Raw genomic sequence first — 19,623 nt, 5'->3', positions numbered from 1 at the left:
CCACAAATAAAAAGACCCCAACACCTAGGGCATTGAGATCTTTTCAAGCTAAAAGTCTTTGAGTACTTTTTTATTAAACCCCAAATGCGGTTCTTAGTACGTAGAAAATAACAATAGCAAGGGCAGCGCCAACTGGCAATGTAATTACCCAAGAAACTACAATGTTTCTGATAACACCCATGTTAAGCGCGCCAATTCCACGTGCCATACCTACACCTAATACCGCACCCACTAGGGTTTGAGTAGTAGAGATTGGCATACCAGTACCTGAGGCAATAACAACGGTAGAAGCAGCAGCTAGTTCAGCAGCAAAACCACGGCTAGGTGTTAAATGTGTAATACCTTCACCGATTGTTTTGATTACTTTTTTGCCTAAAATAGCAAGACCAGCAACAATACCAAAACCACCTAGAGGTAGAATCCACCAAGCAATAGCTGCTTTTTTAGCAATTTCACCATTGTTTTCAACAATGTTTACAACAGCTGCTAGTGGACCAATTGCATTAGCAACGTCATTGGAACCATGTGCAAATGCCATACAACATGCTGTTAGTACCATAAGAACAGCAAATACTTTTTCAACATTGTTGAACTGCATTTGTTTATCTGCTTTTGGATCAATATTTAAGCGAGATATGGCAATTTTACCAATCACAGCAACAACTATTGCAACACCTACTGACAGTGCATAGCCTTCAGCTGAGCCTAGGTCTATACCAACGTGCTTTAAGCCCTTTTTAATTGTAACCAATGCCATGATAAAACCTGCTAAGCCCATATAAAGAGGGACATAACGTTTAGCATTTTTTAGTGGTGCATCTGTATTAAAAATAAGTTTTTGTGCACTCATGAATATTAAGTATGCAATAAAGCCTGATATGGCAGGTGTTATAATCCAACTACCTACAATACCACCTACTTTATCCCATTGAATCGCCTCAGTACCTACTGCAACTAGCGCAAAACCAATGATTGCACCAATGATTGAGTGAGTTGTAGATACAGGCCAGCCTAAGAAGGAGGCCATTAATAACCAAGCGCCGGCTGCAAATAAAGACGAAATCATACCCAGAACCATTAATTCCGGAATATCTGCAAATGGTGCTGCATCAATAATTCCTTTACGAATTGTTGATGTAACCTCACCACCTGCTAAATAGGCGCCTGCAAATTCAAAAATCATCGCTATAAAAATAGCTTGTTTGATTGTTAGCGCTTTTGAACCTACAGATGTACCCATGGCGTTCGCTACGTCGTTCGCGCCAATACCATAAGCCATAAAAAAGCCGACTGCTGCGGCAATTAAAATTAATACCGTGCCGTAAGATGCAATGATATCCATTGTAAAACCTTAATCTTTCGTGTTTGAACTGATTTTAAATTAACGAGCTAACATCAGCTCAAGACGTGATCCTACGCGCTCTGCAATATCTGCAAGCTCGCCAACCCATTCAATGATTTTGTACAAAAACATAACATCAATTGGATTTAACTCACCCTCTACATCACGTAGCTGGCGGCGTACTTTTATCTGCATTTCGTCCGTGTCTTGTTCTATGGCATCCAATTCAACTAACATTTTTTCTACTAAGGTGACTTCTCGACCTTTAAAACCCGTTTCTAGCAATTCTTCTAATTCGTTAATTGCTTTAGATGCTTGTTTAGTCGCATCTACACAACGGGTTAAGTAAGCTAAGAAATCAGCTTGCATAACTTTAGGAATGGTCATTTCACGACCAATCACTCGTCCCGCAATATCTTTTGCTTTATTGGCAATTTTATCTTGTTGAGTTACTAATTCGAGAAGATCTGTACGCTCTACCGGCATGAATAAACCACGTGGCAATTGTAAGCGTATATCTCTTTTCATATCATCAGCTTCACGTTCTAAATTGCGAATAGTGATGCGAAGCTCTTCAGCTTGTACCCACTCTTCTTTAAATACGTGATTAAAAAAAGGTATCAAGGCTTTACTTGCTTGATGAACCTTCTTGATGTGTTCTTCCATTGGTTTGATAGGAGATTTTGCAAATACTCCTAAAAACGCGTTTGTAGGCATAACTGACCCTTTAATCAAATTGATATGCTTTGCAGCATGAATTTTACAGTATTAACCAAGATTGTGAACGCTTTTTATTACTTCACTAAGGCTTGCAATGCACAAAGCGGCACTAAGCCGCTTTAATAAAAAAGAAAAATAGGTAAAAAATTATAGCGATTTTTCTATATCTTCTTGAGATGTATGACGAATATCTTTGCCATTTACAAAATAAATAATGTATTCCGCAATATTTTGACAGCGATCCCCTATGCGCTCTAATGAACGAACAGACCAAACTAAGTCCATAATTTTAGGGATTGAGCGTGGATCTTCCATCATATAAGTCATTATTTGACGTGTGATAGCTTCATATTCACGGTCAACTTTTGCATCTTCTTTATGTACTTGAAATGCGCGCTGCACATCCATACGTGCAAATGCGTCTAGTACATCATGTAACATCTTTAAAACTTGGCGGCCCATATTCTCAATATTTACTAGCAAGTCTTGTTGATCTTTAGTAAATGAGTCTAGTGCAACTTTAGCAATTCGCTCAGCTTCATCGCCAATACGTTCTAAATCTGCAATAGTTTTTGCAATTGCAATCACTAAACGTAAGTCACTTGCTGCAGGCTGACGACGAGCAATGATACGCGTACATTCTTCATCAATGCTGACTTCCATTGCATTTACTTTGTAATCGTTCTGACGTACCTTTTGAGCAAGCTCAGCATCGTTACGACTCACCGCATCAAGCGCGCTATTTAATTGCTGCTCAACTAAGCCACCCATACTCAATACATGGTTACGTACATTTTCTAGTTCTTGGTTAAAGCGCCCAGAAATATGCTTATTAATATTATGTTCCATAGTTACCTTCTCTCTTAATCTTGTACAACACGCTATAACGGGCTAATTAACCGTAACGACCGGTAATGTAATCTTCAGTCTTTTTCTTCGTTGGTGTAGTAAATAAGGTATTTGTGTCTGAGTATTCAATCAATTCGCCCATATACATAAAGGCTGTTTGATCAGATACACGCGCTGCTTGTTGCATGTTGTGTGTAACAATAACAACGGTAAATTTGTTTTTTAAATCGTTTATTAGCTCTTCGATTACCAAAGTAGAAATAGGGTCGAGTGCTGATGTTGGTTCATCAAGTAAAAGTACCTCTGGCTCAATTGCAATTGAGCGAGCTATAACTAAACGTTGTTGCTGACCACCCGATAAGCCAAACGCGCTATCGTGCAATCTATCTTTTACTTCATCCCACAAAGCAGCACCACGAAGTGATTGCTCTACCACTTCATCTAATTTACGTTTCTCTTTAATGCCTTGTAAGCGCAGGCCATAAACTACATTTTCATAAATTGATTTAGGAAATGGATTAGGGCGCTGAAACACCATGCCTACATTACGACGAAGTGCTGCTACATCTACGCTCTTATCGTAAATATTTTGACCATGGAGTAATATTTCACCTTCAATACGGCAAATATCAACCAAATCATTCATGCGATTAATACAACGCAGTAATGTTGATTTACCACACCCAGACGGCCCGATAAACGCAGTTACTTGGCCTTTAGGAATGTTCATATTTACTTTATTAAGCGCCTGCTTATCACCGTAGTAAAGATCGAGGTCTTTAATCTCTAGCGCTTTTTGATCATCCGTTAAATTTTCTAGGTCTAACTTTTGACCAATATTAGCTTGGTTTACTTGTGGAGCGACTGTAATCATTTTTGTTACCTATAAAATCTTTACTAATTAGTGTTCAAGCGATCTGAATTTTTCACGTAAATGGTTACGTATACCAATGGCCGTTATGTTTAGGGTAATAATCACCGACACCAATAAAAAGGCAGTGGCGTATACCAGCGGACGTGCCGCTTCAACATTAGGGCTTTGGAAGCCAACATCGTATATATGAAAGCCTAAGTGCATGAACTTTCTATCTAAGTGAAAATACGGGAAGTTACCATCAAGTGGTAATGTAGGGGCCATTTTTACAACGCCTACTAACATTAATGGTGCAACTTCACCTGCAGCACGCGCAACTGCCAGTATTAAACCAGTCATAATTGCAGGGCTTGCCATTGGAATAATTATGCGCCATAACGTTTCAACCTTTGTTGCGCCAAGCGCTAGTGAACCGTCACGTACGGTACTTGGAATACGAGATAAGCCCTCTTCAGTCGATACAATAACAACTGGCAAAGTTAATATAGCAAGCGTTAACGCCGACCACATTACACCAGGCGTACCAAATACTGGCGTTGGTGCCGCTTCAGGGTAAAATAATTGGTCTAAGCTACCACCTAACATGTATACAAAAAAGCCGAGGCCAAATACACCGTACACAATTGAAGGCACACCGGCCAAGTTAATCACCGCAATACGAATCATCTTAGTGACTGCATTTTTAGCGGCATACTCGTGTAAGTAAATTGCAGCAACAACACCAAACGGCGTCACTATTACAGCCATCAGCATAACCATAAACACAGTACCAAATATAGCAGGGAAAACACCGCCCTCTGTATTTGCTTCACGTGGGTCATCAGATACAAACTTACCTAGCTGCACAAAGTAGTGCCCTAGCTTTGCAAAAAAGCCCATATCATTTGGAAACCAAACATCAAGTACTTGATACATTGGAATCGTAACTACTTCACCGCGCATATCTTTTACAGTTACGTGGTCACGTTTAGCTTGTTTACGTAGTGCAAATAAATCTTTTTCAAGTACACCATACTGCGCACGTAATTCAGCACGCTCTTGAGCAAGCTCAGCAACACGTTCATCAGTGAGTGCGTTATCTAGTAAGTAGCCCTTTTCTTTTAAACGAAGACGCTCAAGCTCATAGTTAATATGCCCAATGTCACCATTTTGTAAATCAAGTGCTTCGTCGTTTAAATCCACGGCACGCTCTACAAGTTCATGTAGAGCTTCAATTTTATCGCCTTCGACTGGTTTACCATCTTTAATTACACTTTCAACATAACCATAAAAATTACCGTTTTTACTACGCTCAAATACAGCAAGCGTTGCTGGCGTTGTTTTATTTTTAATATCGGTTTCTAATATCCAACGAAAGTCTAAATCTACATACTCACGATTACCTGTTTTAATAAGTAAGCGCTCTATTTCTTCTTTTTCAAATCCGCTAACGTCAATACCTGTCGCGGCTAAACGCGTTTTTGGTACTAATTCACGGTCATAAACTTCGCCAATAACGGTTTGTTTTGAAATTGACCCTTCAAGTTCAAACTGTACAACTTCTGAAGGCCAGAAAAAACTTAATCCTTTCCAGGCTATCATTGCTAATAAGCCTAAAACTGAAATTAAACTGATGCTCACTGCACCACCGGTCATCCAAATCCAAGGAGAACCAGACTTAAACCACTGCTTTACCATGTCATGTCTCTCCGCTTACATTGAGCTATATTTTTCACGCAGTTGCTGGCGAACAAACTCAGCGACTGTGTTAAAAATGAATGTGAATATGAATAGTACAAAGGCCGCTAAGAACAATATTCTGTAATGCGAACTACCTACTTCTGACTCAGGCATTTCAACTGCAATATTTGCTGCAAGCGTACGCATACCTTGGAAGATGCTCCAATCCATAATAGGTGTATTACCCGTTGCCATAAGTACAATCATGGTTTCGCCAACGGCTCGGCCAAGTCCCATCATTACCGCAGAGAAAATACCAGGGCTTGCTGTTAGTAATACAACACGTATTAGTGTTTGCCACTGCGTTGCACCTAATGCTAATGAGCCATTTGATAAATGCTTTGGAACACTAAATACGGCGTCTTCTGCAATTGAGAATATAGTTGGAATAACTGCAAACCCCATCGCAATACCTACAACAAGCGAGTTACGTTGATCGAATGTCATACCCAGCTCATTTGTTAAGTACTGACGTACATTGCCGTCAAACATCCAAAGCTCAACAAATTCACTCATCGCAAACGAAAACCAGCCAATAAGTAAAACGACCGGAATAAGGATAATTGAATGAGATCCTTCAGGAATTCGATGACGGATTTTGGTTGGTAATTTAGTCCAAGCTAAACCTGTCGCTAACATACCTAAAGGTAATAATATGAGTAACCCAACAATTGCAGGTAAGTGCTCTTCTATCAAAGGAGCTAACCAAAGACCGGCTAAAAAACCTAAAATAACGGTTGGTAATGCTTCCATTATTTCAACAGTAGGCTTAACTACCTTACGTAATTTACTCGACATAAAGTATGCCGTGTAAATTGCCGCCGAAAGCGCAATAGGCACTGCAAATAACATCGCATAAAGGGCTGCTTTTAATGTACCAAACGAAATTGGCACTAATGAAAACTTAGATTCAAAGTCATCACTGGCTGATGTTGACTGCCATATATAACCTGGCTCTGGGTAACCTTCGTACCACACTTCTTGCCAAAGCGCTGACCAAGTGACTTCTGGATGCTCGTTATGTATTTCTAATACTGTTAGTTTGTTATCCGCCAAAATTAATGCAGCATTTGAACGCGGTGAAATTGCAAAGTTTTGTATTGCGCCTTCACTTACTTTACCTTGCCATAATTTTGCTTCGCTTGTTGTGTAGTACACCCCAAGCTCACCGTTACTGCTGGTCGTAAAAAAAGTACGACGGTAGAACTCTGTAAATACATTTAATTTACTTTGCTTAGTCGTTTCAAATGAACGTATTTTTTGATATTCGCGGCCAGTGTCAGTGTTAACTTCAAACCACTGCGAAACTTCGCCGTTATCATTGGCAAGCATTAATGAGTTTGCACCTGCTAGTAATTGTGCAGATACAATATTGGCATTTTCTTCGTTAGCTGAAAGTAACTGAATTTGCTCTACATCACTTGGGTCACGTGTATCGTATACGTAAACTTGATTAGCAGAACGTACAAAAGTACGGGTTGTATCTGGAGACATTAATAGCTCATCTACACGCCCTTCAACGTCTAGCTCTGTGCGCTCAACAACCCACTCAACTTCGCCAGTAAACATATTCTCTTCAGCAACAAAACTGCTAAACAGCACCCGTTTGTCTTCTGTAAGTGCGACAACGGCTGTTCTGTCTTCATAGTGGCTAAATGCAAAGCGTTTAATAGCTGAGCCTTGTTCATCTACTTCCAGAGCCATTTCCCCAAGAGGAAAGTCTAAACGAGGCGTTAATTTACGCTCGTTATTAGGAAAGGTGACCAAAAATTTAGGTGCTACGACCATTACAGTGCCATCTTTTAAACCAAACGCATAATGCCCTTGAAAAGGCGCGCTAGTTGCAAAGCTTGTTGCATCACTTGGTAGCTCGGCGTTTAATGTTTTAAGCTTTTTACCAAAGCTGCCATCTTGCACACTGTAAAAATCAACCTGCCCTTGCTGACTGAGTAAATAAGCAACTTCAGTTTGCTCTTCTACACCTAGGCCTGCTATTTGCTGCGAATTAGCGACCTGAAAGCTATCGCGTTTTTCTACTTTTGCTGATTCAAAAATTGGCTGTACTACATAAAGAAGGTAAAAGAATATTAATAGCAGTGCTACCAATACCATTATCCCACCTGCGGTTATACCAAATTTGGCAAACCGATCTTTAAATAGACGGCTTCGATCCGTATTAAAAGTCGGTTTATTCGGATTTGAAGTCATCAAAACACCCTTAAATCTTAACGTTGTATAAATTATATTTCATCAAGATGACAGTAATGTTACAGCAGTAATAATAAGCACGTTAAAACGGTTTTAAATAAAACTAGCAAAGAAAATCGCTAAATAAGTCTCATATAGATGATTTTTAAGTGAACTAAATTATAAAATAATTGGACAAAGCATTTATCGAGGTCAATACTAAAAGAGTACTTACTAAAAAAAGAATGACTATTAATACCGCGTATAGTCAACACAACCACATTTATTTTTATTACTTTAAAATCAACGTTTTATAAAAAGTACAACAACACAATTTAGATTAGACAATACACTTAATGCCTATGCATTTACTTTCTTTGGGCTTAAAAAGAGAATTATTTATGAAGCAGTTGGTTATAACTATTTTAGGGCAAGATCGCCCAGGTTTAGTAGAGAGTATCTCATCCGTCGTGTTACAAAATCATGGCAACTGGCTAAGCAGTAACTTAAGCCATTTATTAGGTCATTTTGCAGGTATTATTCAACTTGAAGTTGCTGAGCAACACTTTCAATCATTACAAAGCGCTTTAAATAAGTTACCTAAGTTAGACGTTCGAATTGAAACCGGAAACACAGAAATTGAACCATCAACATTAGAACAAATCAATCTGGTTATTACAGGTAACGATCGCCCAGGTATTGTTCAAGAGTTGGCGAGTGTAATACGCCACAAAGGCGCTAACATTACTCATTTAAATTCAAGGCAGCAAAGTGCGCCTAATTGGGGGGTGCCTATTTTTAGTGCTGTGGCTACCGTTACTTTACCCAATGGTATGAATAAAGATGAAGTCATTGAAGCATTGGAATCAATAACAAGTGATTTAATTGTAGATACAGAAGAAGTTTGACATCCCTAGGTGCGTGCCACACGTTGACACGCATATTATTTTAGCCAGTTTATCAAAGCCCTCTGCGGGTTATTTAACGCAGACATAAAATAAGCCGATGCAAGCATCGGCTTATTTTAAATAGTTATCTTATAAAGCTACATATCCATATGACGATTCGTACTTTGCATCATTTGCTTTATACCTTGCTTTTCCAGCTCTAGTATTTGTTGCAGCTTTTCTTGGCCACTTTGAGTTTCAGCGCGCTCAAGTAAGTATTCGTATAATTCAATTACCTTTTGATGCTGCTCTGATAAATAAGCTTGAATAACTTTCTCATCAAATTGCTGGTCTTTACTAATGTCTTCGAAAGTAATTAGCTCAGGATTTTTAGCAAAGTATTCATAACAGTACGTATCAAGCGTATTTATTTCGGTTATCGCTTTAAACCCGACTAAATCTTCAGCGAGTTTTTTTTCGTAATTTAGGTAGTAGTCCACCAGCATTGCATTATGTTCATCGAGTAAATCCTTTACGCTATGAAAATTAGCCGCCATTTGCGTATGAAACAAAACGGTCCAATCGTATACCTCTTTAATTGTTTTAACTTGCATGTGCATTCCTTACTTAGTTGACTGTATAGGTACTACACTGCGTAAAGCGTGCCAATTAAAAAACCATTTAAAAACAGAAGGTTAATTTCAAAATGGATATTAGTTAGCAATTTAATAGAATAACTTACAAATTATAGGTAATTTTTATAGAGCAATGCGTGGGTAGTAACCGCACTGCTCTATCGTCTTGTTGCTTTATATTATTTGAGTCCTTGTTTGCGCCACAGTAGGTAAACCGCAGGAATAACAAGTAAGGTGAGTACAATTGCACTGCCCATACCGCCAACCATAGGTGCAGCTATTCGACTCATTACTTCGCTTCCGGTGCCTGTGCCATACAGCACAGGTAGCAAGCCAATAATAATTGTCGCGACAGTCATCATAACCGGGCGTACTCGAAGCCCTGCACCTTCAGTAATAGCTTGCTGTAATTGCACTAAACTAAGTGGCTTATCTGCCTGCTCTGCTTCGATGCATTTTTCTTGATAGGCCTGGTTTAAATACACCAACATAATGACCCCAATTTCTACCGCTACCCCAGCTAAGGCAATAAAACCTACACCCACTGCAACTGAAAAGTTAAAGCCCTCTAAATACATTAGCCATACGCCACCAATCATTGCCAGTGGCAACGTAGCCATAATAATAGTGACCTCAGCAAAGCTTCTAAAATTAAGATAAAGCAACACAATAATAATCGCTAATGTAAGTGGTAATACATAAGTCAGTTTGTCTTTAGCGCGCTGCATGTATTCATACTGCCCAGCCCACGTAATTGAGTAGCCAGCAGGTAGTATTAGGTCCTTATCGAGCACTTGCTGAGCGTGCTCAACGTAAGTACCAATATCAACGTCATCTATATCAATAAAACTCCAACCGTTTAAACGTGCATTTTCGCTTTTTATACCAGGCGGTCCATCTTCAATAAATACATCAGCTACATCACCAAGTGCTATACGCTGCCCTGTAGGCGTTACAATGGGTAACAACATTAGCTCTTCTGGCGAGTCTCTGTATGCTTGCGGATAACGTAAATTAACAGGGTAGCGCTCTTGCCCTTCAACGGTTTGAGTTACGTTTGTACCACCTATTGCAGTAGATACAACTTGCTGTACGTCGCTAATGTTTAAGCTATAACGCGCCGCTTTTTCACGATTTATATCTACTTTTATATAACGCCCACCAGCTACTCGCTCTGAATAAACCGATGCGGTGCCTTGTAGATCTTTTAAAAGCACTTCTATTTGTTGACCAATTTTTTGAATTTCACTCAACTTTGGTCCCGCAACTTTAATGCCCACGGGAGTTTTAATACCGGTTGCGAGCATATCAATACGTGTTTTAATTGGCATTACCCACGCATTCGTCAACCCCGGAAACTTAACCAAACCGTCGAGTTCTTTTTTAAGTTTTTCAAGGGTCATACCATCGCGCCATTCATCTTTTGGTTTTAACTGAATAAACGTCTCTATCATTGTAAGCGGCGCAGGATCTGTTGCAGTTTCTGCTCGCCCAACTTTACCAAATACTGTTTTAACCTCGGGTACTGTGGCAATTAGCTTGTCGGTTTGCTGTAGTATTTCGCGCGCTTTACCTACCGATAAACCAGGATACGTTGTGGGCATATACATTAAGTCGCCCTCATCAAGTGGCGGAATAAATTCACTGCCTATTTTGTTTACCGGGTAAAAGCCAATAACAGAAACAACCACCGCGAATACCAATGTCATTTTTGGAAATTTAAGCACCCAGTTAAGTAGTGGGCGATACGCTGCGACGAGTGATCGGTTAACTGGATTTTTTTGCTCCGAAATAACTTGACCTCTAATAAAGTAACCCATTAATACCGGCACTAAGGTAATCGCAAGCCCAGCAGACGCCGCCATAGCATAGGTTTTAGTGTAAGCCAGTGGCGCAAACATACGTCCTTCTTGCGCTTCTAAAATAAATACCGGCATAAAGCTGACGGTAATAATTAATAAACTAAAAAATAATGCAGGACCCACTTCACTCGCCGATTTAGCCACAACTTCCCAGCGGTTTTCGTTGGTAAGTGGCGTTTTTTCCATATGTTTGTGCATATTTTCAATCATGACGATAGCGCCGTCGGTCATTGCGCCTATCGCTATTGCAATTCCCCCTAAAGACATAATATTGGCGTTAATCCCCTGCCAATACATAATTATAAATGCCGTTAAAATGCCAAGCGGTAACGTAATAATTGCCACCAATGATGAGCGCACATGAAACAAAAACACCACACACACTAAAGCAACTACAATCAGCTCTTCAATTAGCTTACTTGTTAGATTATCTACCGCGTTATTTATTAAGTTGGAGCGATCGTACACAGGGACTATTTCAACGCCCTCTGGCAATCCCTTTTTAAGCGATTCTAATTTTGCTTTTACCAGCTCAATGGTTTTTTGTGCATTTTCGCCATAGCGCATAATAACGATGCCGCCGGTTACTTCGCCTTCGCCATTAAGCTCTGCAATACCACGGCGCATTTGCGGCCCGACTCTAATATCGGCTACATCACGCAATTGCAGCGCAGTACCATTAGCGTTTACACCAAGCGGAATAGCTTCTAGGTCGGCAACACTTTCAATGTAGCCTGTGCTTGTTACCATGTATTCAGCTTCAGCCATTTCAACTACCGAGGCGCCCATCTCTTGGTTGCCTTGTTGAATCGCCGTTTGGATAAGGCTAAGCGGGATACCATATGCACGTAATTTATCAGGCTCTACATTGACTTGGTATTGCTTAACCATGCCACCAACAGCAACCACTTCAGATACACCGGGCACAGTTTGTAGCTCAAACTTTAAAAACCAATCTTGTAAGCTTCGTAGCTGACTAATATCGTGTTTATTTGTTTTATCAATTAGTGCGTATAAGTAAATCCAACCTACGCCTGTTGCATCAGGGCCAAGCTCTGGCGTAGCGCTATCGGGCAATCGGTTTGCTGCTTGGCTTAGGTATTCTTGTACTCGGCTACGCGCCCAATACAAATCAGTTTTTTCGTCAAAAATAACGTAAACGTACGAGTCACCAAAAAACGAAAAACCCCTTACAGTTTGTGCACCCGGCACAGAAAGCATTGCAGTGGTGAGCGGAAATGTAACTTGGTCTTGCACTACTTGCGGCGCTTGCCCCGGGTAAGTAGTTTTTATAATGACCTGAACATCAGATAAGTCAGGTAAGGCATCCACGGGCGTATTTTTTAGTGCAAACAATCCTCCACCCAGTAAAATTAATGTAAGCAACAACACGAAAAAGCGATTGCCAACAGACCAGCGAATAATGGCAGTTATCATAATGGCTCCTAGTGAGAACTATGTTGCATAGGTTGCATAGGTTGCATAGGTTGCATAGTAGAATGATCAATCGGCTCTGCGTTTTGCGCTTTAGTAATTACAAATTCATCGTTAATAATGCTAAAAGTAAAATTAATATACTGGGCATTTTCAAACTGACTAATATCAATATCTGGCGCTAATACAAAGTCCATTGTGGCGGGTTCTCGATTCCATTTTTCAATGGCCTCTCGACTAATATTAATAATGCGATTTTGTGTATCTATGGCATTAATAGTGCCGTTAACCGTGGCGCTTTGTGGCTGTATATCCATGTTCATATTTGAGTCTGAACCAGAATCCGAACTCATACCTGAGCTAATGCTAGAACTAGGCATTTCCATTCGTTTAAAGTCGGAGCTCTTACTTGACTCAGAATCTATTAAAAATTGCGCTGAGGTCACTACCGTGTCACCTGTCATTACACCTGACAAAATGACCGCTTCATTACTATTAATTTGCCCAACTTCGACTTCTACCGATTTAAAACGACCCTCACCTAATGCAATAACCACACGGTTTTGATGCTGCGTGCGAATTACCGCTTCTTTAGGGACTGTAAATTGCGCTTTACTCGCCTTAGCGTGAATGCTCACTTGTGCAAACATATTTGGTTTTAACCGATGATCTGCATTTTCAAACCTGAGTCTTACACGCAAAGTTCGGTTTTTAGCATCAAGCGCGGGGTAAATATAATCAACCTTACCTTCCCACTTTTGACCTTTTAAGTAATCAAGCGTCATTGTTACAGGTAAACCAACGCTCACTTGTTCTGATTGGCGCTCGAATACTTCTGCCTCTACCCAAATTTCATCAAGCTGAGCAATACTCATCATTGATGTGCCTGGTTTAACGTAAAAGCCTTCTCGTACTGTTAGCTCATCTACCACACCACTTTGCTTTGCGTAAAAAGTAATATTTTGCATTATCTTTTTATTTTTTTGTAAGCGCTCGATAAATCCATCAGATACATTTAACGACTCTAAACGCGCCTTTGCAGCGCGAATTAACACGGTATTATTACGATTAACCGCCAATAAAAACTCTTCCTGTGCATTCACCAATTGTGGTGAATACAAAGTATATAAAGGCTCACCGGCTTTAACTTGTGCTCCTTGCGCTTTAACGTACAAGCTTTCAATCCAGCCCTCTACACGCGGATGAATGTGAATAAGTTGGTCTTGGTTATATTGCACATACCCCACAGTATTTATATCGCTGTGAAGTGTTTTAAGCTCTACTTTGGCAGTTCTTACACCCAAGTTATTAATGACTGCAGGCGAAATAGTTACTGCACCTGGTCCATCCTGAGCGTTGCTATCGTTTTCATATACAGGGACTAAATCCATTCCCATTGGCGACAGCCCTGGCGCGTCACGCCTGTAATTACTATCCATAGGGGCTACCCAATATAAGGGCTGTTTTTCAGCACTTTGCTGTTCATGCATCGCCGAGCTGCTAGGTAAAAACTGCATCACTAAGGCGCCAATTAACGCAAATGCGCCCGCACCAACTAAGGCAGCAACAAGTAACTTTAAATTAGTATTCATTATGTAATTCTCCAGTTTTATCGCTCATTACTTGGGGGTCTAAGCTACTTGCATAATAATTAAGGCGAGCGGTAATAATATGCTGATCTACTTGAATATTAAGCGCGTCTATTTTGGCGTTAAGCTCACTAATGCGCGCGCGCATCACGTCAGAAAAATCCCCATCGTCGCGCGTATAAGCATTTAGTGTTGCTTGAGATTGCTCTGACATTTGCGGTAATAACGTATTTTGATAAAGCGCATCGCGTTTTTGCAAACGAGCGAGTTGGCTAAACTCCTTAAAGTACATGCCTTTGAGTTTTTGAAGCGCCACCAGCTTTTGTGTTTTAGTAGCTTCTGCACTAGCAATAGCCGATTTAACCTGTTGATCTTGTCTGTTATCAGTAAACAATGGCAAATCAATGCTAAATCCTACTGAAAGTAAATCAGCTCGCGACTCCCCCATAGGCGTATCATCTCGGTAACCATAACCCACATTAACGCCCATTTGAGGTTTGTAACTTTGCTTGGCGAGTGCAACTTCGGTTTGCTTTGCGGTGACGGTTTTTTCTATCGCAATAATTGCGGGATGCGCCATAAGCAACTGTATTAATTTATCAAATTCAAGGTTTGCAAAATCAACCAGCCCTGTGGTTTTAGTAAATTCGGCATTTAAAGGCTGCATAAGCATATTCATAGGTAACCACTGTGCTAAACGGTTTTTAGCACTTTCAAATTGCTGCTCAAGCATAACCAGCTTATCTTCAAGGCGAGTGAGCTCTAATTGCGCACGAATAATATCTTGCTGGCGTGTTTTACCTAAGGTACTTGCGTAGCTTGCTTCGGTAATTTCAATAAGCTGAGTAAATAGCCCTTTATCTTGCTCAATTAAAGTAATACTTCGCTGAGCACGATACGCGTTTAACCACGACTCAATCACAATTGCTTTTACTTGTGCTAAGCGATCGGCGCGCTGCCAAGGATATTGTTGAGCAGACTGAGCTAATGCCTTTTGTTTAAGTGCTAAACTATTCCCACGGCTAAACTTTTGGCTCAAATCGACTTTAAGCTGCGTCATCCCTTCTTGATCAAACGCATAACCGTTAGTAGGTAAGTTAAGTAAGCCAACCGTTAAAACAGGATCGGGTAAGGTGCCTGCGGCAATACTTTGCGCTATTGCGGCATCTTCTTGGTAGCCACTCGCTTTTAGCCATGGCTCATGCGTTAGTGCATAATTAAGCGCTTGCGTTAAGCTAAGCGTTTGCTCATTGCGGGCTTGCTTTAGCGTATCGATATTTAGGTTATTTGAATTGTTTTGCGCATTAACAGCTGTGCTAAATAACACAACACTACATAATACGGCTTTAATACTTACAGCGTGGTTCATCACCTGCTCCATCTAAAAATAAAAGAAATTCTTAAATTAGGAAGCAAAAAAGGTGTTTATGAATTACCAATAAACGGGGTTACCGCAATTTTTACATACACCTATCCTGCTATTAAGCAGACATAGGAGGGCGGTAGAGTGAACGAGGTATATTAATTTGTGTAGTAAATACACTTATATTTACTTTTTCAGATTCAAGTAAAGTAACGCTAAATAAAGTATCAACACTAAGCATTGAATTAGCAGCGCAGCCACTGATAGGGCATTTGCAATCATTTTGTGGCGTACTTTCGTCGTCGCAACAATCCATCTGCATCATATTTTCAGACATGCTAGCAACAGCTGTTGCATCACTACTGTGTGTCATTGGCATTTGGGCATGCGTTGCTGTTTTCGTTGGCAAATGTGGCATTTCGCATACCATAGCTACAGACGCAACTGCCTGACCCACAAAAGTGATCAGTAAAGTTATCATGAGTAAACTAGAGTAAAAACGTTGCAACATTATGCCTTTTAATAAATTTTAAAATGATTGTAAGATAACCTAACGGCAACCACAAATACTTTAATTATGTAGACTGCGGTTTATCAGGTGTTTTAATTAAGTTACTCGCTATAATTGCAAATATACAATATGCGCTAAAATACCAAAAGCCCTCACCAAATTGTGCATTCATAACAAGTAGCTCACCACTTTTACCATGAGCGTTACCTGCTAGGTAAGTCACTATTAATGCAATAACAAATACATCAACCATGCTCCACTTACTTAATGCACAAATAACCAGACCGAGCTTTTGCTTCAACCCATTCAAAGGTAGGCAACAATAAAGCAATTGTAATAGCAGCTTCAAGCTTGGAATAACAATAGAAAACAACCCCACTAAAGCAGCTACAAATAAATTATTATTACTAGCAAGCTCTTTAACTGTGCCTAAAATACTTTGTGTTTTGTTATAGGCGCTAATCTCGCCCTCTAACTTATCAAGCCCTAGCATATTTGAGAACATCATTAGCATGCTACGAGTCCGACCATCGCCCTCTTCAGCAAGCATTTCAATGCCCGCCTGCGCTAATTTTGATTTATCTATGTTGCCCTCTATTGTTAATACTGGTTTTGTAATACCAGGAAACAATAAACAAAGAGCAACCACTACACTTATAACCGACAACCAATTACGCATATTTATTCTGCTATTGCCTCAATAATGTCATCACTGTATAAAACAGCATCCAATAAAAAATTAAATATATCGCCAATATGCAGCTCTGAGTTTATGTTGGCCAAATGGACCATAGCTTCATCTATATTATCTAATTCAAACTCTTTTATAAGCGATAAACAGTTCCCTAAAATGCCGCTCTCTAATAGTAACGCATCAGATATTGCAGCATCTAAAGTAAACTCTTTAACTATGTCTTTTAATTCAGCATCTAAAATAGCATCAAGCACCGAGAACAAACCCACCAGATACCCTTGCTCGGTCAACTCTTTATTATTTTGCTCCAATATTAGCGACATAAATTGAGCCCGCGTTAAAGCAAGCTTAGTTAATTCGGTTGGTTTTTCGACCCCCAACTCACTAATTGCTAATACGCGAACAAATTGTCTTATTGTGTCCTCACCTAAATAAATAACCGCTTGTGAAATAGACGTAATGACTAAATTTGCTTTGCCTGAACGCGCGTTAGCTAGCTTTAAAACCCTCGCTGTTATGGCGACATCCCTGGCCACTCGTTGATGAACTTCTTTAAAGCAAAGTGTTTCTTTTGCTGTAAAACGTAATAGATCAAAAACGGTTAGCTTTGAAGGCTCTACACCTTTATACGTAATCATTTCTGGGCGAGAAAAAAAGAACCCTTGAAATAAATCGCAGCCAGCCAATTTTAATACATTAAATTGTTCATGCGTCTCTATTCGTTCAACAATTATTTTTGCATGTGGATTTGCGCGTTTTATTTTTTTAATGCGCATATTGGTTTTAATAACCGGATCATCTATCTCAATTTTTATGTAATCAACATGTGCTAACAGTGGCTCCCATTTTGGATCGCCATCGTAATCATCAAGTGCAAAAACATAGCCTTCTTTTTTAAGTTCTTGCACACGCTCAGCCACCGCAGGAATATTACCCGTGCGCTCCACTATTTCAATAACACTATTTTCTGGCAATAAAAGTTTGGGGAAGTTATCGAGAATAGTTTCTGATGACAAGTTTATAAAAGCTAAATGATGTGCGGTAAGTCTATCTAAACCAACCAACATTAAAGCATTAAAAAATAGGCGGCTTGTCGCATGGACATCAGAAGTGCCTGCAGGAAACGCATTATTGGCTGAGTCTCTATAAAGCAATTCGTACGAGAAAACATTCTGGTCTATATCAAAAATAGGTTGCCGCGCAACAAACTGAGTTATTTTTTGTACTTCATCAGGTATGTTATGTAATTTCACTTGGCTCAAAACCTATAAATAAAAGATGGCAAAACAGCCAATAATATGTGTACTTTAATGCAACACGCATAAGATAAATATAGTCGTCATTGCAAAAATGTTAAAATTACACAACACTAATATAAAATATTAATATAAAAGGTAGAGATTTGACTAACTTTATTCGGTTATTAGTACTGAGCCCTCTGCTATTTGTATTTTTTAGCTATGCCAGCATTAACCCTACTCCTCTCAAATATAATGTTAGCGCGTCAGGGAGTCATTATCCATATTATACAAATGATCCAGAAAAGCCTGGCATATTACCCGAAATTATTGAAAAAGTACTCGATGATGCCAATATTGCAGCTTCTCATATCGGCCTACCTACAAAGCGTATTACCAAATATTTACAAGATGAAATAATCGATTTTGATGTTATTTCATTAGAATGGCTCTCTAAGAGTGAGAGAAATGACCCTCGTTATGTTTTTTCAGAGCCGCTTATTTATGCCACAGAAATGATTGTTACCTTGCCTAAAAATGCCCAGCATTGGCAAAGCGCTGATAGCTTGAAGGGTAAAAATATAGGAACGGTACTAGGTTACTATTACTTTAATGACAACACCTTTGAGCGTGTTGACTTTCCATCCGAAAAAGAACTTATGACAGCCCTATCAAGAAACCGTGTAGAAGCGGCACTAGTAGGTAAGTTAACTGCGCTCTATTGGGCAAAGCAGTTAGGGATAAACATTGCCTTTGGCGCACAGCATTCCCATGGTTTTTTAAGAATTCGCTTATTGAGCAAACATAAAGAATTATTGCCCCAAATAAACCTAGCAATTAAAAACCTTCACGCTCAAGGATATATAAAAACTATTGAAGATAAGTATATGAGTAATATACCCACACAAAATTAAGGGACTAATGGCGCAGAGCTCGTGTTTTGGAGTATAATAGCAGCAAATGTTAACTCGACCAGAATCAGAAAGAGCCCCATGAGTATTGAAAAAGCCTTAATCGAACGTAGTAATAATCAATGTGAATTGTGTGCAGCCACCGAGAACTTATCTGTTTATGAAGTACCACCGGTAACTGAAACCCACTCAGATAAATGTATTTACACGTGTCAAACATGTAAAGATCAAATCGAGAATAACAGCGAAATAACGCCTACGCATTGGCACTGTTTAAACGATAGCATGTGGAGCCAAACTCCTGCAGTACAAGTTGTAGCTTACAGAATGCTTTCGCGTTTAGCGCCTGATAATGGCTGGGCACAAGATGCGCTAGACATGATTTACCTTGAAGAAGACACGCTAACGTGGGCTAAAAAAGCACTTGCTGAAGATGACGATTTAAAGCATGTAGATAGCAACGGTGTAGTACTTCAAGCAGGCGATACTGTTACCCTAATTAAAGACTTAGACGTTAAAGGTAGTAGCCTTACAGCTAAACGTGGAACAGCTGTTCGTAATATTGGCCTAACCAGCAACCCTGAACATATTGAAGGGCGAGTTGACGGCCAGCGCATAGTTATTTTAACTAAGTTTGTTAAAAAATAATCGTTTGTTTTTAATTATTAAAGGCGCTAATGCGCCTAATGCCGATCAGTTAAGAAAATGACCGGTTGACCGATCCAAACGATCATGCAAAATCCGTAGTTAGGAAACTAACTACGGATTTTTTTGTGAATATAGAACAAGCACTGCAAGCAACACTTGA

At 39.7% G+C, this 19,623-nt stretch carries 16 protein-coding genes; 3 read left to right on the top strand and 13 right to left on the bottom strand.

The features are described from left to right. Nucleotides 1–73: 73 nt before the first annotated feature. From H5122_RS15495 to H5122_RS15470, 6 genes are all read right to left on the bottom strand, one after another. On the bottom strand, nucleotides 74–1,342 hold the full coding sequence (locus H5122_RS15495; protein WP_024597536.1) for an inorganic phosphate transporter: 1,269 nt from the start codon (nucleotides 1,340–1,342) through the stop codon (nucleotides 74–76). A 39-nt stretch (nucleotides 1,343–1,381) separates the two neighbouring features. Then, nucleotides 1,382–2,059: a TIGR00153 family protein gene (locus H5122_RS15490; protein WP_002957838.1), complete on the bottom strand. Its 678-nt coding sequence runs from the start codon at nucleotides 2,057–2,059 to the stop codon at nucleotides 1,382–1,384. Nucleotides 2,060–2,209: 150 nt separating this feature from the next. Then, on the bottom strand, nucleotides 2,210–2,911 hold the full coding sequence (gene phoU, locus H5122_RS15485) for a phosphate signaling complex protein PhoU (protein WP_007586465.1): 702 nt from the start codon (nucleotides 2,909–2,911) through the stop codon (nucleotides 2,210–2,212). Nucleotides 2,912–2,957: 46 nt separating this feature from the next. Beyond that, nucleotides 2,958–3,785, bottom strand: coding sequence for a phosphate ABC transporter ATP-binding protein PstB (gene pstB / locus H5122_RS15480; protein WP_002957840.1), 828 nt, complete (start codon nucleotides 3,783–3,785; stop codon nucleotides 2,958–2,960). A 27-nt stretch (nucleotides 3,786–3,812) separates the two neighbouring features. Then, nucleotides 3,813–5,462, bottom strand: a complete 1,650-nt coding sequence (gene pstA / locus H5122_RS15475; RefSeq protein ID WP_002957841.1) for a phosphate ABC transporter permease PstA — start codon at nucleotides 5,460–5,462, stop codon at nucleotides 3,813–3,815. Nucleotides 5,463–5,477: 15 nt separating this feature from the next. Further along, entirely contained in the window at nucleotides 5,478–7,712 is a 2,235-nt protein-coding gene (locus H5122_RS15470) for an ABC transporter permease subunit (protein ID WP_024605596.1), read from the bottom strand. A 380-nt stretch (nucleotides 7,713–8,092) separates the two neighbouring features. Here H5122_RS15470 and H5122_RS15465 point away from each other — a divergent pair, with 380 nt between their 5' ends. Beyond that, complete coding sequence (locus tag H5122_RS15465; protein WP_182682577.1) at nucleotides 8,093–8,599, top strand: glycine cleavage system protein R; 507 nt, start codon at nucleotides 8,093–8,095, stop codon at nucleotides 8,597–8,599. A gap of 137 nt (nucleotides 8,600–8,736) precedes the next feature. On the opposite strand, the gene H5122_RS15460 is transcribed toward H5122_RS15465, so the two are convergent. The 7 genes from H5122_RS15460 to H5122_RS15430 all read right to left on the bottom strand — a co-directional run bounded on the left by H5122_RS15460 (nucleotide 8,737) and on the right by H5122_RS15430 (nucleotide 17,919). After that, nucleotides 8,737–9,192 carry a hypothetical protein gene (locus tag H5122_RS15460; RefSeq protein WP_002957844.1) on the bottom strand — a complete coding sequence of 152 codons (456 nt, stop codon included), beginning with the start codon at nucleotides 9,190–9,192 and terminating at the stop codon, nucleotides 8,737–8,739. A 200-nt stretch (nucleotides 9,193–9,392) separates the two neighbouring features. Beyond that, entirely contained in the window at nucleotides 9,393–12,512 is a 3,120-nt protein-coding gene (locus tag H5122_RS15455; RefSeq protein WP_182682578.1) for an efflux RND transporter permease subunit, read from the bottom strand. Nucleotides 12,513–12,520: 8 nt separating this feature from the next. Next, on the bottom strand, nucleotides 12,521–14,101 hold the full coding sequence (locus tag H5122_RS15450) for an efflux RND transporter periplasmic adaptor subunit (protein ID WP_182682579.1): 1,581 nt from the start codon (nucleotides 14,099–14,101) through the stop codon (nucleotides 12,521–12,523). Continuing rightward, the gene (locus tag H5122_RS15445; RefSeq protein ID WP_182682580.1) at nucleotides 14,091–15,467 is read right to left on the bottom strand and encodes a TolC family protein; all 1,377 of its coding nucleotides are present in this window, start codon (nucleotides 15,465–15,467) and stop codon (nucleotides 14,091–14,093) included. The genes H5122_RS15450 and H5122_RS15445 overlap by 11 nt, the downstream gene beginning before the upstream one ends. A 112-nt stretch (nucleotides 15,468–15,579) precedes the next feature. Beyond that, nucleotides 15,580–15,942 (bottom strand): hypothetical protein, encoded by a 363-nt coding sequence (locus H5122_RS15440; RefSeq protein WP_223231679.1) that lies wholly within the window; start codon nucleotides 15,940–15,942, stop codon nucleotides 15,580–15,582. Nucleotides 15,943–16,036: 94 nt separating this feature from the next. Beyond that, the gene (locus H5122_RS15435; RefSeq protein ID WP_182671454.1) at nucleotides 16,037–16,651 is read right to left on the bottom strand and encodes a paraquat-inducible protein A; all 615 of its coding nucleotides are present in this window, start codon (nucleotides 16,649–16,651) and stop codon (nucleotides 16,037–16,039) included. A gap of 2 nt (nucleotides 16,652–16,653) precedes the next feature. Beyond that, nucleotides 16,654–17,919, bottom strand: a complete 1,266-nt coding sequence (locus H5122_RS15430) for an EAL domain-containing protein (RefSeq protein WP_182671455.1) — start codon at nucleotides 17,917–17,919, stop codon at nucleotides 16,654–16,656. A 149-nt stretch (nucleotides 17,920–18,068) separates the two neighbouring features. Between H5122_RS15430 and H5122_RS15425 the strand changes: the two genes are divergently transcribed. After that, a complete protein-coding gene (locus H5122_RS15425) occupies nucleotides 18,069–18,818 on the top strand; it encodes an ABC transporter substrate-binding protein (RefSeq protein WP_182675632.1) in 750 nt (249 codons plus the stop codon). Nucleotides 18,819–18,896: 78 nt separating this feature from the next. Next, nucleotides 18,897–19,463: a PhnA domain-containing protein gene (locus H5122_RS15420; RefSeq protein ID WP_007586451.1), complete on the top strand. Its 567-nt coding sequence runs from the start codon at nucleotides 18,897–18,899 to the stop codon at nucleotides 19,461–19,463. Nucleotides 19,464–19,623 lie beyond the last annotated feature (160 nt).

Source organism: Pseudoalteromonas sp. SG43-8 (genome assembly GCF_014164245.1).
GTDB classification, from domain to species: domain Bacteria; phylum Pseudomonadota; class Gammaproteobacteria; order Enterobacterales; family Alteromonadaceae; genus Pseudoalteromonas; species Pseudoalteromonas distincta.
This window is presented reverse-complemented; position numbering and strand designations above follow the sequence as displayed.